Origin of the sequence: Sphingomonas sp. CFBP 13714, assembly GCF_014842205.1 — a bacterium.
In the GTDB taxonomy this organism is placed as follows: Bacteria; Pseudomonadota; Alphaproteobacteria; order Sphingomonadales; family Sphingomonadaceae; genus Sphingomonas; species Sphingomonas aerolata.
Window position 1 is genome coordinate 1 of record NZ_JACYVG010000019.1, and the last position, 15,128, is coordinate 15,128.

Sequence of the window (15,128 nt, forward strand, 5' to 3'; positions counted from 1 at the left end):
CTCTCCTCACGGAGCCTGAATCAGAGCGCGCCTCTCACATCAATGGGTCCTGACCCTAGGCCGGATCGGCTGGACCGCACCAGCGAAGACCTGAGCCGATCGCATCAAGCAGTCTGTCTGAAGAAAACACGGCTATCGAGAATAGGCTCTGCTATGTCGCTTATCCCAAGTGATATGCTGTAATCACGGCACCAAACGACGGGTAACTCGTGCCTCATTATATGCGTTGCGTCCCAATATGGATTACTAAACGGCAATTTCGTGAGCTTTCAGCAAACCGATCGCTTCGTCGTTAAATATCTGTTTATCTTGAACATCGGAGTGATTGAACCTAATTGCATGTCCCCCCAAAGATACAGAGATTATAATGAACGATGATATCAACGCGGTCGAGTTGGCCGCTGAACTGACTGCTGCATGGTTGGCCAATCCTAACACCCGCACGAATGCGGAGGATGTGCCCGCATTTTTGCGGTCAATGCATGACGCTGTCGCTCAGCTGTCAGGCGCAGCTACTTCAGCAGCCCCGGAAGAAGCTGCGCAAGCTTATGAACCTGCTGTCACGGTGCGTAAGTCGCTGGCGTCACCCGATCACATCATTTCGATGATCGACGGCAAGCCATACAAAACATTACGTCGCCATCTGACGGGCAATGGCCTTACGCCTGAGGAATACCGTACCCGCTATAACCTGAAGGCTGATTATCCCATGGTCGCACCTTCGTACTCAGAAGCACGGCGGACCATGGCCAAGTCGATCGGTTTGGGGCGCAAACCTGTTCAGACAGCCGAAAAGGCTACTGATGATTTCTCTAAGGCTCCCCGCAAACCTCGCGCAACCAAGGCTACCGAGGAGGCATAAACGAGGCGGGGAGGCTAGTCCTCCCGTTTCGGTTCGGCTTCGCTAAGTTTCGGACGCCGCAAAAGCTTCTTGGTTCTACGGCACGCTCGTTGCCGCTAGCAGCCGTTATCGGGATGGTAACGGCTGCTAAATGCCTATGCCGTAGGCCTTGGCCATGTTTGCATCCCTCTCGACCCGCATAGCGGTTATTAGCCTGATCGTCGTTCTGGCGCTCGCATCGCTGGCAGGCTTGCTGGAAGATGCATCAAACCAGACCAGCCGCAGCTTTGGTTTGGTCACGCATTCGGCTGAAATTATAGAAACTGCCGAGGAAGCGCTTGGTGATCTGCGTGATGCGGAGTCAGGGCAACGCGGCTTCGTTCTTACTCGCAATCCGGCATACGCACGATCTTTTGCGGAACGGATTGCCAGCTCAACACGCCAGATCGAGCGCGTAGTAGCGCTGACGATCGACAATCCGCTCCAGCACCGACGCGCACGTGAGATCAGTAAACTGATAGCCGATCGCGGCGTAAGTTTACGTCAGCCACTGGATCTGGGTCGCGGGGGTAATTTCGCTGCAGCCACAGCGGTAATTGCGAGTGGTCGGGGCCGCGAACTGACCGACGCCATTACTGTGCGTGCGCAGGCTTTCCTGGAGGAAGAGCGGGTCCTTCAAACGACCCGGGCCGAGGCAGCTAACACGCGCCTGGCAAAGGGCAAGTGGCTGGCTTTGATCGGAGCCTCTATGGTGGCGATGCTCGTTGCGATCAGCTTCGCACTGCTAGTCCGCGGCATCCGTCGGCCACTTGGCACTATCATGCAGGCCATGACCGAGCTCGGCCAGGGTGAGAAAGCGCGTATCGACACGGCCATGGGGTCAACCGAGTTTGCGCAGTTGGCGCAGGGCTATAACGTAATGGCAGAGCAGCTCGAGCAAGCGCTAGCGGAGCAGGCGAGTAGTGAGCGGCATCTGCAGATCGCCAACGCCGAGCTGCATACAAACAGTCGAATTCTGCAAGAACGTAGTGAGGTGATCGAATTGCTCGGTGGGATGGCGCACCGCATGCAGGCGGCACGAACTGATGACGAACTGGCTCAGATCATCCGGGTTTTCGTACCCCGTGTGCTACCCAGGCTTCCAGGCGCGCTGTATGCTCACAACAATTCTCGCAACCTGCTGGTGTCGGTCGCTGACTGGGGAGGGCTAGAAGTCTCCTCGGACGGCTTCGCGCCAGACCAGTGTTGGGCGCTGCGACGGGGTCAAAGTCACTGTGTGACAGCACCAGGGGGTGACATCGTCTGCGGCCATGCAGGAGCGCAGGAGATATACCACTGTGAGCCATTGCTAGCGGGTGGCGAGGTAATTGGCGTTCTCTACCTGCAAGGCCGCATCGATGCAGAGAGCCGCTTTCCCCTGACCGTTCTTGCCGAAAATATCTCGTCGGCGTTGGTCAATCATCGGCTCCAGCGGAGCCTGCGCGAGCAGACGATCCGCGATCCGCTGACCGGCTTATTCAACCGCCGCTATATGGAGGAAGCACTCGCCCTGGAGATCGCCCGGGCCAGCCGCTCTGGCGTACCTCTCAGCCTGGTCATGTGTGACATCGATCATTTCAAGCGCTTTAACGACGAGTTCGGCCATGATGCCGGCGATGCAGTACTGCAGGCGGTATCTGCGGAGATGCGTAGTCGTTTCCGCGACGGTGACGTGGTCTGCCGCTACGGTGGCGAAGAGTTCACCATCATTGCCCCTGGGACGAGCGCTGAGGCTCTTATGAGCCGAGTAGAGACTGTTCGTCAGGCGATTAGTGAGCTCAACGTTCACAGGAATGGCACTACGCTAGGCCCTACAAGCATGTCGTTCGGCATCGCTACCTGGACGAACGCCATGGCTCGCGATGGTTCGACCTTGATGCAGGCGGCAGACAGCGCACTATACCAAGCCAAGCGTGACGGCCGCAATCGGGCGCTGATCAGCCGTCTTGCTGCCTGATTATCTGCAATGCACCCGCATAGGCAGCTACTCGGCAAGAGCGCACGGCCGCCAAGATCTATGCGACGAACATCGTCCAGCACGATGGGGCAGGCATCTCGCAGATCGCTCGATTTCCCGAAACGTCGTGCTAAGTGAGCGAGGCCACCGTTCGTTTCGGCGCCTGACAGGCTGCCGTGATACGTCGTGCAAGAGCCGACTTCTGTCTGTCGCATATGTCTCAGTTTTTTCAGCAAGACGATGTTTTGCCAGTGGCGCCGAAAGGAATCTTTAGCGATTTCTGCATATTACCTAGCTGACGATGATGCCCGATCGCCGAACTATACGAAGTGCTGCCGCACGTGTTGGCCTGCCCCGGGGACTGCGTCATCAATTTGGCAAGCTACTGATTGGGCAGGTAAGGGCCAATCCCTCCGTGATCATCGCTACCAAATCAGTCCACTCAGACGCCAACTCCGTCGGCAAGCATAATGTACGAAATCTCACTTCTAAAATTCGCCTGCCTAGGTTCATTTTAGGACCTAAAGCAGTCATCGTGCTGTTGGTAATGGCGGTGACTCTTTGCCTAGGTAGTTTGATATATGTTCAGCACACCAACAGTCTGATCGTCAACCATGACATGGAAACAGCAGTATCTCTGAGCGAGATTGCAGCACGTTTCGATCATGAAGACGGTAGTTTGTACCGTTTGCTGGTCGATGAGGCGGCAAGCGGCCGATCGCTTGAGCTAGAAACACGCCTCGCCGAGATTAGACGTCGAATCGATCAAATCAGCGCGGATTTGGTCAAGCAACGTAAAACCCTAAAATACAAGGATCGTAAACGGGCAACGGAGGCTGTCGCTGAGCTAGCCAAGTATAACGAGGCTGTTGGCATCGTATCGTCGATGCTTGAGATAAGTTTTCCGACTAGCGTTGCAATGCTTCAACCCTTTCGAAAGAATGCCGATCACGTACTTGCCGAGGTCAAGGCGATCGCGGCGTCTGGCATTTCTGATGCGCATTACCATGCGGAAGCAGCAGCATGGCGGACACGCCTTTTGGTTGGGTTTGTCACCGGTGCCGTATTGATCGTGGCAGCGCTTTCCTATATTTGGCTTACTCTTGCCGCCCAACGTGGCGTACAACTTCAGGCCGAAATCAAACGCCGCGGCAAAGCGGAACAGGAAGCGCTGCTATTGGCGCGGACCGATGCCCTGACCGGCCTCGTCAACCGTCGGCAATTCGGTAGTACGCTCGAGAGCGCAGTTGAATCTGCAACAGAAATAAGCCGCCAACTATCAATCATGCTGATCGACCTCGACGGCTTTAAGAACGCGAATGATACTTATGGCCATGCCGCAGGCGACGCTGTTCTGAAAGCAGTGGCCCATCGTTTGCTTACTGTTTTTGGTGCTCACAATACGATTGCCCGTTTGGGCGGAGACGAGTTCGCGATACTGATTTCGGAGGTTCCCGACGGTGAAAGCGCGATGCATTTGGCTCAGCAGGCAAGCGGCATACTTCATGAGCCGCTAGCATGGCGTAGCAACATGATCGCGATAGGCGCGAGCATTGGCATCTCGCGGTTTCCGGAGGACGGGGCAGGTGCTAGCGAACTTCTGCATGCGGCTGATATTGCGATGTATGATGCCAAGCGCGGCAGCAAGGGAGGCGTTCGACTGTTTTCCCAGGCAATGGAAGCAGAGCGCGTCGAGCGGCGACGACTTGAGCAGGAGCTCCGAGACGGTATCGCTCGAGGCGAGGTTCAGCCATTTTATCAGCCAATCGTCCGCTTCATCGACAATAAACTATGTGGTTTTGAGGTTCTCGCGCGTTGGCGACATCCCCGCCTTGGCTTGTTGGCCCCCGATGCGTTCATTCGCCTCGCCGAGACCACCGGGCAGATCACATTCTTGACGAAATCGATCCTACAGCAGGTTTGTGTCGATGCGCTACAAATGCCCGCTCATCTGCGACTAGCAGTAAACATCTCGCCTACTCAGCTCGAGGAAGTGGGACTCGCAGAATCATTGATTGCGATCATGCACGCGCAGGGCGTGTCGCCCTCCCGCTTTGAAATCGAGATCACTGAAGACGCCGTGATGGATGATCTCATCACTACTGAACTCGCACTTCAAAAGTTCCGCGACAGTGGAATATCAATTGCACTCGATGATTTCGGCACTGGATATTCTAGTCTATCCAACCTTCATCGTCTAAGATTTGACAAACTCAAAATAGACCAGAGCTTTATAAGGTCGTTGTTGGAAAGTCCGGAGAGTGAGAAACTTGTCGATGCGATTATATCATTGGCGCTAAGCTTTGATATGATAGTTACCGCCGAGGGCGTCGAGGATGTAAATACCGCCGAGGTATTAGCTAGTAAGGGATGTACGCAGGGGCAGGGCTATTATTTCGGTAGGCCAATATCGTTTGTCGATACACGTCATATTTCAATCGGATTTGGTAAAGTAGCTGCTTAACGAGCGGTTATATTCTGTGAAACTCATCGCCTGATACGTCTTACCGCAAGCTGCTCAGGGCATACGGCCGTTTGATCAATCGCCCGTGTTAACTAATCGCACATATCCCATGGTTATTAGCCCGTCTAAATGATTGGGATGCGTGTGAAGTACTTTTCTATCTTAGCGGGCCCCGTCCTTACTATCAGCATGGTTTGGCCGGCAGCTACCGCGCCGTCAGCCGTTCTGAATGTACCAGTCGCCGCGAGGGTCATTTCCTTTGTTCAACCGACGCCTGTCGGACTCGTACCGATTGGGATCGTTTACCAGCCCGGTAATGCGGTATCGGAAGCGGAAGCGAACGACATGGAGCGCATGCTGACCGGCGGTTTCACGTTAGGTCGTGCCACGCTGCGCACGCGTCGGGTGGCGGTATCCAACCTGGGCCAGCTAGCGAGCACAAAGGTGGCTTTCATCACAACGGGCCTGCGCGCGCATCAGGACGAGGTCGCTGCAGTTGCCAGCGCGCAGTCTATTCTAACCATTACTGCCGACGCTGGCTGCGTCGTAGCTGGAAGATGTATCGTGGGAATCACTGGGGCGAGTAAAACGCAAATTATCGTGAACAAGGCGGCCGCGCATCGAAGCCGCATTCGGTTCGGGTCGGCCTTTCTCATGCTTGTGAAAGAAGTCTGACCCATGCGTCTCTTCTTGCGCCTGCTGGCCACCGGTGGGGCCGGCATCATGATGCCAGCCGCCCATCTCAATGCACAGATCGTCGACTATGCGACGTTAAGTGATGCCTTTGGTGAACCGATTACGACGAGCGTGACGGGTAAGCCACAGCGTGCATCGGAGGCACCCGCCTCCGTCACGATCATAACGCGTGACGAGATCGCCCGGTCTCCCGCGCGGAGCGTGCCGGAACTCTTAAAGGCTTACGCGGGGATCGACGTCAATCGCTGGACGGCGGGACAAAGTGACGTGACCGTCCGTGGCGGCGTCCAGACCTATAGTGCCCGCCTGCTTGTTCTCGTTGATGGCCGCCAGGTCTATCTTGACCACTACGGCATGACGAACTGGAATTTGCTTGGTGTCCAGCTGGACGAGATTCAGCAGATCGAGTTGGTCCGTGGGCCCGCTAGCGCCTTGTTCGGCTTCAACGCCGCCAGCGGTGTCGTCAACATCATTACGGCCGGAGCTGGCACGGAGCCGCACTTTAGTGGAACCGCGGAAATCGGTACTCGCGGCTATGCCAGGGCGGGCGGATCAGTTACCGTACCAGTCAGTCCGACAATCGGCTTGAAGATAACCGGGGGGCACCAGAACGAAGACGAGCGGACTATTCCGGGTGCGCTGTATCAACCGCCACGGACCCGGCATGTTTATGCCGATCAGGTTAGCGCATCGCTGACGATCCAAGCCGACGCCTCGACCTTAATCACGCTCGATGGCGGCCTGACCGGCAACCGGCAGCTCGAGTTTCTGCCGAGCCAGATTCTGACCGAGCAACGCTTTCGCAACCAGACCGCGGGACTGCTGGTGAACCGGGATACTGACTGGGGCAGCCTGACCGGTCGAATTTACACCAACTGGCTGCAGGCGGACTATGGCGTCACAACGCCTGATACCGATCCCTACAGCAGCGTTGCCGATCTTCGCACAAGCAACCGTATTACCGTCATGTCGGGATCGGGCCTCATCGGCCTCGGCGCATCAAACACCCTGCGGCTCGGCGCTGAGTATCGCGACAACCACTTGACGTCAGGCAGTCTGTATTCCGATCGGATCGGTTATCAGGTTGCAGCCCTCAGCGGTATGATCGACCTCCGTCCAACCGAGCGCATTTCCGTCACTGGCGCTTTCCGGCTCGATCATCTTTGGCTGGATCAAAGTGGAACGCCGGCAGCACCGCAGATCGATCCGATCTCAGCCTATCGACGCTCGATCACACCGATCAGCTTTAATGCGGCGGTAACTGCACAGGTTAGCGACAATGGCAGACTGCGCATCAATGGCGGACGTGGATTGCAGTTGCCATCACTGATCAGCCTTGGTCTTCGTGTTACGATCCCGGTTGCCGAAGTTCCAATCCCAGTTTATTTTACCGGTGATCCACGCCTAGCTCCGGTTAGCGTCTGGAGTGCGGAGACGAGTTACTCGCATACCTTTGACTCGGGTGTCCACTTTGACGCCACCCTCTTTTACACCCGTACGGAAAATCTGGTCGCGTCGCCGGGTGGGTCTGTCGATGTCACAGTCGTGCTGACGCCAGAGCCGGTTGCCGTTACGAGATTTGCTAATGTTGGATCTTTTGAAAGCCACGGCGTCGAATTAGCTGCATCAGGAACAATATCAAAAGACCTGAATTGGTTGGTGAACTACAGCTTGGCTAAGATTGATGAGAGCATTCCAGCCAATCGTAATGCCACGCTTTATGGAATTTTTCCCAAAGGGGCCACACCTCAGCATCGGGCCAACTTGAGCATTGATTATACCGTTCAAGGTTGGTCAGCAGCCGCTTTGGCGCATGTTACGAGTGCTAGCTATCAAACTAGTTTCCTTCCATCAACGGAACTGACGATGGTACGCGTACCGGCAACAGTTACGCTGGATGGAAGAGTTGCCAAGATGCTTGGTGCAAAAACCACAGTATATTTAGCAGGAGAGAACTTGGCTAAAGCTCGTGGTGCGTATGGCTCTCCTATTCCGGCTGATCGTCGGCTTCGTCTAGGTATTACCTCCAAGCTATAGGCCATGAAGGTCAACCGCCATTGGGGTAATTTTGGCGGTATCCATAAGTATATTATAGCGTCGGGGTCGCACATATCCTAAATTTCGGATGTTTCGAAGGTCGCTCCTTTAGCGATATTAATCAATCCGATGACGGCTTCTGTCGCGTCGCAAAAGGGGTCCTTTTTGCGACATCCGGAGGCGCTTGCCGGCGAGCGTATCCAGGTACATTCTACGCTTATGGACACGCTAGCTGATCGTCTCAATTATCTCGGCCGGAACTACATCGTTTTTCTAGGCCCGTTGATACTTTTACAGGGCGTGGGATACGCCACCACTTCTTCGGCGCTGGTATGGGCGAGCAGTGGGCTCATTGCCCTTCTCGTATTGAACAAGATCCGCATGATGAGGAGAGGTGCGGGAGCACCGCGCTGACCTCTTAGAAAGCGCAGATGCTTTCGACCGCATTCGTCCCAACCGGTCATCCCTGATGCAAAAATCAAAGGTTTGCATCAGGATCGAAGTGGCAGCAGGTCGACGCTGGGCGGTAGCTTACTGCGCAGACAGGCAGGCTTGGCCATTGCCTCTTAGCGAGCGTTCGTTCAGCCTCCTGGCATTCAAGGGGGAACGCTATGTTTTTGGCAATTGTCGCGTTGATGTCGACGGTGGGCATCCAGGGGCCTATCGGCACGCCACCTGCGCCCCCGGCCCCCGGCACGGTCCCGAACAACCCTTCTAACGGACAGCGTATCGTCGAAGCAGCCAGCCTTGGACGATTAATCTATACGTTCGACCGGGCAGCATGGGTAAGTTCTGATGCATTGACCGCGACCATTCCAAAGGATCAACTGACCGGCATTGGCGGGTATATCGTTGAGGCATCCGATGTTCAGACGCTGCGTGTCACTTATTATCGCGGGAGTGCTGCGGCTGCCCGAGCATTCTTTGTGGCAGATGTGCGCGAGGGGAAAGTCGTGCGCAAAGAACTGCTCGCCACGTCCGTTGCTCTAACCGCCAATCAAGTCGTTCTCGCGCGGGCTCGCGATGTGGCGGCGGAGAGGGCTCGCGAGCGTTCGTACAAGCCATGTACCCCACTTCCGTTCAACACGGTTGTGGTGCCGTCGCGCAACGACGGTCCTGTGGCGGTCTACCTTTTGTCGGCTCAGCAGGATGCGGGGACGTATCCCATGGGTGGAAACTATCGTGTCATCGTAGCGCCGGATGAGACAGTCTTAGCTTCTCGCCCCTACAGCGTCAGTTGTCTCAGCTTAACGGTGCCGAAACTGCCGGCCGGAGCAAAACCGGTTGGGTTCGTGGTCAATCACCTTCTCGACCCGGTTCCTACCGAAATACACGTTTTTGCTTCTTATAGCCTTCGCATGCCCGTGTTCGTTGTCACGCCGGACAAGCGAGTTTGGGAAGTTCAGGGAAGCAAAATCGCCTTGTCCACAGCAAAATAGGAGCGCGTACTGCGCTTCCTGCCGACGCCAGCTGCCTGTTCGGTATGCCGCATAGCGTCGAACATAGTTCGCCACGTTTATCTACGTTCGATCGAGCGAAAGTCTGTAGGCAGCGAACTGAGTCGGCCGTAATCATAAAAGCAACGGCTCACGTAATCCAACTTTGTAAGCATTGCGCCACCCAACTGCTATGTTTTAATCGAACCGTACAAATCAAGCCATAGCCAAACATGCCGGTCTCACGGAAGGACGTTTCCACAACAGCTATGCGGCCATTTTTTGAAAATATTGGGCTTGTAAAGGTTACGTAAGTGGAATGCCCCTCATCGTCTTTCAAAGGACCAGCAAGACCCTTCCAGTCGCAATTCGGCCTGAACCCCGGCGTATTGTACGTAGCTTGCTGTTCTACGAAATCCTCATATTCCTTGGCAGACACCCCCAGTTTTGCGTGATACTCCGGCACAGTTTCGGCTAATCGAAAAGTGCGATCAGCGGCGCGAACATCGTTCGGATATGCTGGCGCGTTACGGTTGATCGCAGCAGTATAAGCAGCTTGCAAAACTGCACAGGTACGAGGTGCAGAGGCAAAGGTTCCGAGAATCTGATAAGGCTGGCTTGGCGATGCTGTCACCGACAGAGCGAGAGATCCGAGAATGCTACCGGAGAGGCCTATCGGCATGGGTTCTAGCCTATTAAAATTGGTAGCCTCCTATACTTATCATCTGCAACCGGTGAGACTGCAAACCACAAACCCCAAAATTCTCGAAATTCGATCCTATTTTAAAACTCGAAGCTGGTACGGGTCGCGTTGCACAAGGGGTCAAGATCCTCGAAAAAGGCCTGCGTGGGATCGGCGTGGCGGATGACAGGTGACGCTAGGCACAGGAAATGTGCCGCGTATCAGACCAGCGAGGCCTGCCGGGCCAGCAGCTGAAGATTGAATGCCGCGGCAGCCATGGTGAACTCTCGGCTGCTCCAGTGGGGCTGCGGCATAGGCTTAGGCGATGCCTAACGCCGCGCTTGCACCAGTTGGCGTACCATCCTGATCTCTATGCCGCCCTGCGCTGGCGGTCTTGCCGGCTTCGGCATGGTACGGATTAGGTAGATCGCTTCTGCGGCACCATCGGCGCCTTGTTTCTGCACGCCACTCACCTCCGATTGGATGGCGCCGAGCTCAATCGTGCGCGGCGGCACGGTTGTGAAGCCGCCACCTGCGCGCACTTGTGCCGCCGCGATCAATTGTTGCCACACACCTTCATCGATCACGCCATCCGTGTTTGTCATGCGAACCGCACAAGCATGGACCGGAGGCGCTTCGAGCGTAACACCCATATTGCTGGTGCCTGCCTGAATGACCCATCCGTGCCCTGGATCGTCGCGCAGATAGTCCTTTATTTCCGTCGGGGTCAGCGCACGCGCACCGGGAAGCTTTGCCATAATGGAGTCTATCCGCGCCTCGTCCGGAAAAACTCGCCCGCAGATCATGTCGAAGACCTTCATCTGCCCCTCACCACGGAATTGCGGAGCATCCGCAGAGGAGGGCGCGGCAGCTTGCAGTGCAAGAGCAATCAGGGCGGCAAGCATCTGTTTTCCTCTTCCTATGATGTCTAAACCTGCCACAGACGTCGATGCCGCGCCAGTTGCTCCGCTGCTATCGTCTCCATCTCATCCGTCCGCCTAGTGTTACAGCAGGCCGAGACTGTTTAAAAAACCTATTTTGCGTGAAGGCGGCTTTTGCGAGATTCGAGCGGAAAGCGAGGTAGCGAGTTTTCAACGGCCTAGGTCCATTTTGCACGCGGTTGGGATGCCTGGTGCGGGCTAAAGCGTGACGATCGCTGCTAATAACGATACGTTTTCCCATCAGTAGGCAGCGGAGGGAAAATGCGTAAAAGTGAACTTATTCAACGCATAGCTTTATTGAATCCAGATCTTCCTGATCCGGTATGTCGCATGTTGGTAGAGAAGCTATTTAACGCCATTATCGATCATCTTCGAAATGGGGGTGCAGTTGAGCTGCGCAGTTTTGGACGCTTTTTTCTTAGCCAGCATGCCAAGCGAACCATTCGAAACCCTTGGACAGGGGAAGCCTTTTTAAAGGGTGAGTTCCCAGCGGTAAGGTTTCGTCCGGGTAAGTTGATCTGTGTTCGGATCAATCTCGAGGTACTTACGAAAACCGGAAAACTGTGATGCAAAACAAAAGGTTTTGTATCAACGATCTCGTTACTTGCGATCATGGGTTGGAGTGCCCGATCCCCTCAATGGCTTACCGCTTAGGTACGAATATCTGCGTTTTGCCGTCAGCCCCATTACGGAAAATTGGAGCGGCGCTGCCGCCCAAAGCCTGAACCATGTCGCGCTTCAACGTCGCGGTATCAGGCATCCCTGTGTAATATCGCCACCCAGTAAAATCGGTCTTGGTCACCGTGGCCAGGAGGTAACCTTCGACAGTGGCCGACTTACCCTCTTTCGATGCACTGATCGCCTTCATGATGTCCGTCACCGGGATGATCTGAGCGATGGGATCACCCTTTCGAGCCGGCTTGGCCGTCCGTTGTCGACCAGCCTTGTCATCACCGTATAGCTCGTATGACGCCGCGCCCGCAGTGAACTGGCCTAGGTCGCATGACGGCTTTTTCCCTGCCGCACTTGAATAGTCGATGTGCATCAGCTTTGGCAGCAAGCTCATAGAAACGACGATGTTTGCATCTGCTTGAACAGTCATATCGATTGGTTTTGCGACAGCTCCGGCATCAGACGATACGGAGCACTCGGCCAAGGCGGGGCTCGCCGCGACAAAAACTGCTACAGCCGCGGACACGGCCAATCGATTACGCACAAGCGGTCCCCTAAAAATCTCGTGAATAGCTCAAGCGTGTTGGCGCGATCGTCAAGCGCGATATCCTTATTTCGCGTTTTGACAAATACTCCTGATGCAGAACTCGCGAGTTTTGCATCAGGTTAGGAACGGCGGGAAACTCGGCATTGCGCTGATGCAGAAATCCGATGCGCTCCCGATCACGTGTGTCGGGGCCTGGTGGCTAGTGGTCGTTCCCGGAGCAACCCACCAAGTCGAAGAAGGCCTTCCAGCTGAACGTTTTGTCCCCTGTGCCTGCCGAGTTCGGGAAAAGCATGTGAGCTGGTGCAGGGTCGCCCCTTCGTGGAACGCCCTCGATTAAGTCGTAGGCAGCATCGAAACCGATGTACTGCCTGTTACCCTGTGGGCGAGGACCTCCATCCGGATCAGGTGCGTGCCACCCTTTCGCTGTAACATCCTCCGTTGAAGCTATGTTCTGAAGCCCATCGGTTCCACCGTTCCATGGCAGCCACCACGACGTATCTCCTGACTTCTGATCGTGGATCGCCAGGGCGAGGTCGCTCGGCCAATCTGGCCCGCTGGCGACCTGACGATAATGAGCCGTCCAACGGGGATGGTGCCGCAGCACATATTGAGCGCGCTCTACCGGACACTGGGAAACCGACGATGCGGCAAGAGCGAGGAGTCCAAGCATTATCACATTCCCCTGTTATCGCGTCCTACCTAGCTTCAATAGGAACGTGTGAAAATGTGCGCTTTTTGTCGTTCTGGTTGTTGCAAAAGGGCTGAGTTTCGGACGTCTCGAAAGTCGCTGGTTTTGCGACAGTAAGTGGCTGAAGGCAGCGTCCGTTGCGTCGCAAAAGGGGTTCTTTTTGCAACACTGCTACAAGTCTTTTCGAAACTGAAGCCTGTCTGCGTTGGCAGAGGCGTTGGTACCGCGCGGCGCTCACGTCAGCTTGACCGCGTGCAAACCCGTCTTGGTGGCGATAATTAGATAGCCGTCGGGCGTGATTGCCAGATTGCCGCCATAAGAGGTCTTCCATGCCACCGGATAGGCGGCGCCGCCCAAATCCACTGCGAAAGTTGTGGCGGCGCTCGCGACGAACAAGTGGCTATCCGAGATCACGACGTTGCTCTTGAGGTTCTCGCTACCCCCGACGTTGATCGACGCCGACACCAGCCCGGTCGTCGCGTCGATCACGTCAACGATCGTGCTGGAGGAGCGGACCGCGTAGAGTCTGCCGCCATGCGCGGCGGGCTGGCCGGTGTAGCTGTAGCTCGAGCGCCAAAGCGGCCTGTCGTTGTTCAGTGTGAACGCCGCCAGCGGCAAGGCGTCGCCGATGTTGTAATTGTCAGTGAAGGTGACGATGCGTCCGTCGGCGAGCATGGGGGCGCCGACATAGCCGCCCGAATAGCTGATCCCGTTCCTGGTGAAGAATGGGTTCCTAATCGCCTGAGCTAGCGTACCGTCACCGCGATTCAGCACGACGAGCACGCCGGCATTAAAATAATAGACGTAGCGTTGATCGACGGCGACGCTTTCGCCCTCCATGACATAGCCGGAATATTGGTTGGTGATGGTCGCTTGCCAGCCCTTAGTGCCAGAGGCCGCGTCCGCTTTGAAGACGGCGTTACCGTAATAGCCCGCCGCGAAGAAAAGCTCGTCGCCGACCAACGTCGGAACGCTGCCCGCGCTGAACTGCGCGTCATAAGTCGCGGTGCTGACATAGCCGCCAGTAGCGGCGTTGATGACCTGCAAAGGAGCGTCGCTAGATGTATCGTTCGGCGCCATCGCGGCGACCCGGCCATTAGCATAGGACGGGCCGAAAGGCAGCGTGTTTGGATAGACGTTCTTGCTGCCGAGGTCGAAGCTCCAGCGCAGCGCACCATTCGTCGTCGACACCGCCTGTGTGTAGATATGGCGGTCCGCTTGCAGCACGTTGAAGAACACGCTGCCCGACGTCGCGGCAACGTCGCTCGGCGGGTTGGCGGTGGCGATCGTCCAGGCATCGGCGAAATTGGCGGCCGAGAACCGCGTCGCCACATAGCCGGTATGGCCTGGATTGCCCTGGACCGTCGACCAGTTGCCGTCGGCGGCGATCGGCGCAGCGGCGGGAAGCGGCGTAGACGTGGGTGTAGGCGTCGGCGTCGGTGATGGCTCGGGCGTCGGCGTAGGCGTCGGCGTTGGTGAGGGGGTCGGAGCCGGCGCGACGATAACGCCGCCGGAGCCGCTTGCACCGCTACCACCGTCGCCCCCGCCGCAGGCGCTCACCAGAAACAGCAACGGAAGGCTCACCAACGCCGATTTTTTCATGTGTCCCCGCATGTTGCGCGCTATTATTTTGGTGCAGCGTTGTAGCAAGTGTCGGAAGCACGGCAAGCGTCCGGTGCCGCCCCAATCCCGGACATCCATGATGCAAAAATCAAAAGTTTTGCATCAACATTAGTACCTGACCTGTAGCGTGACGACTGTCAGCTGATCTTTGATTTTGCCAACTAACGTCACATTGCCGCTCGGCGAGTCAGGGCTGTTCATTGCCATAATGGCGGTGGACGTCATTTGAGCCGTAAAGAGAGGCTGGAAGGTCGTTGCTCCCGGCGCTGTAATAATGGTGGTCCTAGCCCGATCATCAGCCCACGCGCCGTAGCCCCAAGCTGTCCCGATGAAGCGTAGTGAGCGGCCGGGAGGTGGCGGCGGAAGGGACGGTTCATCGGATTTCCGCTGTCCATCGCATCCCAATTTGTTCAACCGGCCGTTGGAGAGTGTGCCTCCCTCATAATCGGCTTGGAGCACGTAGCAGCGGCCGTCGCTCAATGAGAGGGTGACTGGCAAAAAACCG

General features: G+C 56.1%; 13 protein-coding genes. 8 read left to right on the top strand and 5 right to left on the bottom strand.

The features are described from left to right. Positions 1-367: 367 nt before the first annotated feature. From IFT54_RS19820 to IFT54_RS19850, 7 genes are all read left to right on the top strand, one after another. Positions 368-862 carry a MucR family transcriptional regulator gene (locus IFT54_RS19820; protein WP_192071926.1) on the top strand — a complete coding sequence of 165 codons (495 nt, stop codon included), beginning with the start codon at positions 368-370 and terminating at the stop codon, positions 860-862. Positions 863-1,016: 154 nt separating this feature from the next. Further along, entirely contained in the window at positions 1,017-2,837 is a 1,821-nt protein-coding gene (locus IFT54_RS19825) for a diguanylate cyclase (RefSeq protein WP_192071927.1), read from the top strand. A gap of 415 nt (positions 2,838-3,252) precedes the next feature. Next, entirely contained in the window at positions 3,253-5,301 is a 2,049-nt protein-coding gene (locus IFT54_RS19830) for an EAL domain-containing protein (RefSeq protein ID WP_192071928.1), read from the top strand. 189 nt (positions 5,302-5,490) lie between these two features. Continuing rightward, positions 5,491-5,976: a YfiR/HmsC family protein gene (locus IFT54_RS19835; RefSeq protein ID WP_192071929.1), complete on the top strand. Its 486-nt coding sequence runs from the start codon at positions 5,491-5,493 to the stop codon at positions 5,974-5,976. Between the two features lie 3 nt (positions 5,977-5,979). Then, entirely contained in the window at positions 5,980-8,034 is a 2,055-nt protein-coding gene (locus IFT54_RS19840) for a TonB-dependent receptor plug domain-containing protein (RefSeq protein ID WP_192071930.1), read from the top strand. Between the two features lie 219 nt (positions 8,035-8,253). After that, a complete protein-coding gene (locus tag IFT54_RS19845) occupies positions 8,254-8,448 on the top strand; it encodes a hypothetical protein (protein ID WP_192071931.1) in 195 nt (64 codons plus the stop codon). 197 nt (positions 8,449-8,645) lie between these two features. After that, entirely contained in the window at positions 8,646-9,473 is an 828-nt protein-coding gene (locus IFT54_RS19850; RefSeq protein ID WP_192071932.1) for a hypothetical protein, read from the top strand. 148 nt (positions 9,474-9,621) lie between these two features. On the opposite strand, the gene IFT54_RS19855 is transcribed toward IFT54_RS19850, so the two are convergent. Further along, positions 9,622-10,152: a hypothetical protein gene (locus IFT54_RS19855; protein ID WP_192071933.1), complete on the bottom strand. Its 531-nt coding sequence runs from the start codon at positions 10,150-10,152 to the stop codon at positions 9,622-9,624. Between the two features lie 329 nt (positions 10,153-10,481). Continuing rightward, the gene (locus IFT54_RS19860) at positions 10,482-11,057 is read right to left on the bottom strand and encodes a hypothetical protein (protein WP_192071934.1); all 576 of its coding nucleotides are present in this window, start codon (positions 11,055-11,057) and stop codon (positions 10,482-10,484) included. Between the two features lie 297 nt (positions 11,058-11,354). Between IFT54_RS19860 and IFT54_RS19865 the strand changes: the two genes are divergently transcribed. Beyond that, complete coding sequence (locus tag IFT54_RS19865) at positions 11,355-11,660, top strand: HU family DNA-binding protein (RefSeq protein ID WP_192071935.1); 306 nt, start codon at positions 11,355-11,357, stop codon at positions 11,658-11,660. Positions 11,661-11,736: 76 nt separating this feature from the next. On the opposite strand, the gene IFT54_RS19870 is transcribed toward IFT54_RS19865, so the two are convergent. The 3 genes from IFT54_RS19870 to IFT54_RS20285 form a co-directional block, all read right to left on the bottom strand. Further along, entirely contained in the window at positions 11,737-12,195 is a 459-nt protein-coding gene (locus IFT54_RS19870; RefSeq protein ID WP_192071936.1) for a hypothetical protein, read from the bottom strand. 1,039 nt (positions 12,196-13,234) lie between these two features. Further along, complete coding sequence (locus tag IFT54_RS19875; protein ID WP_244649321.1) at positions 13,235-14,701, bottom strand: outer membrane protein assembly factor BamB family protein; 1,467 nt, start codon at positions 14,699-14,701, stop codon at positions 13,235-13,237. A gap of 30 nt (positions 14,702-14,731) precedes the next feature. After that, on the bottom strand, positions 14,732-15,128 hold a 397-nt coding region (locus IFT54_RS20285; RefSeq protein WP_206758148.1), incomplete at its 5' end, for a hypothetical protein.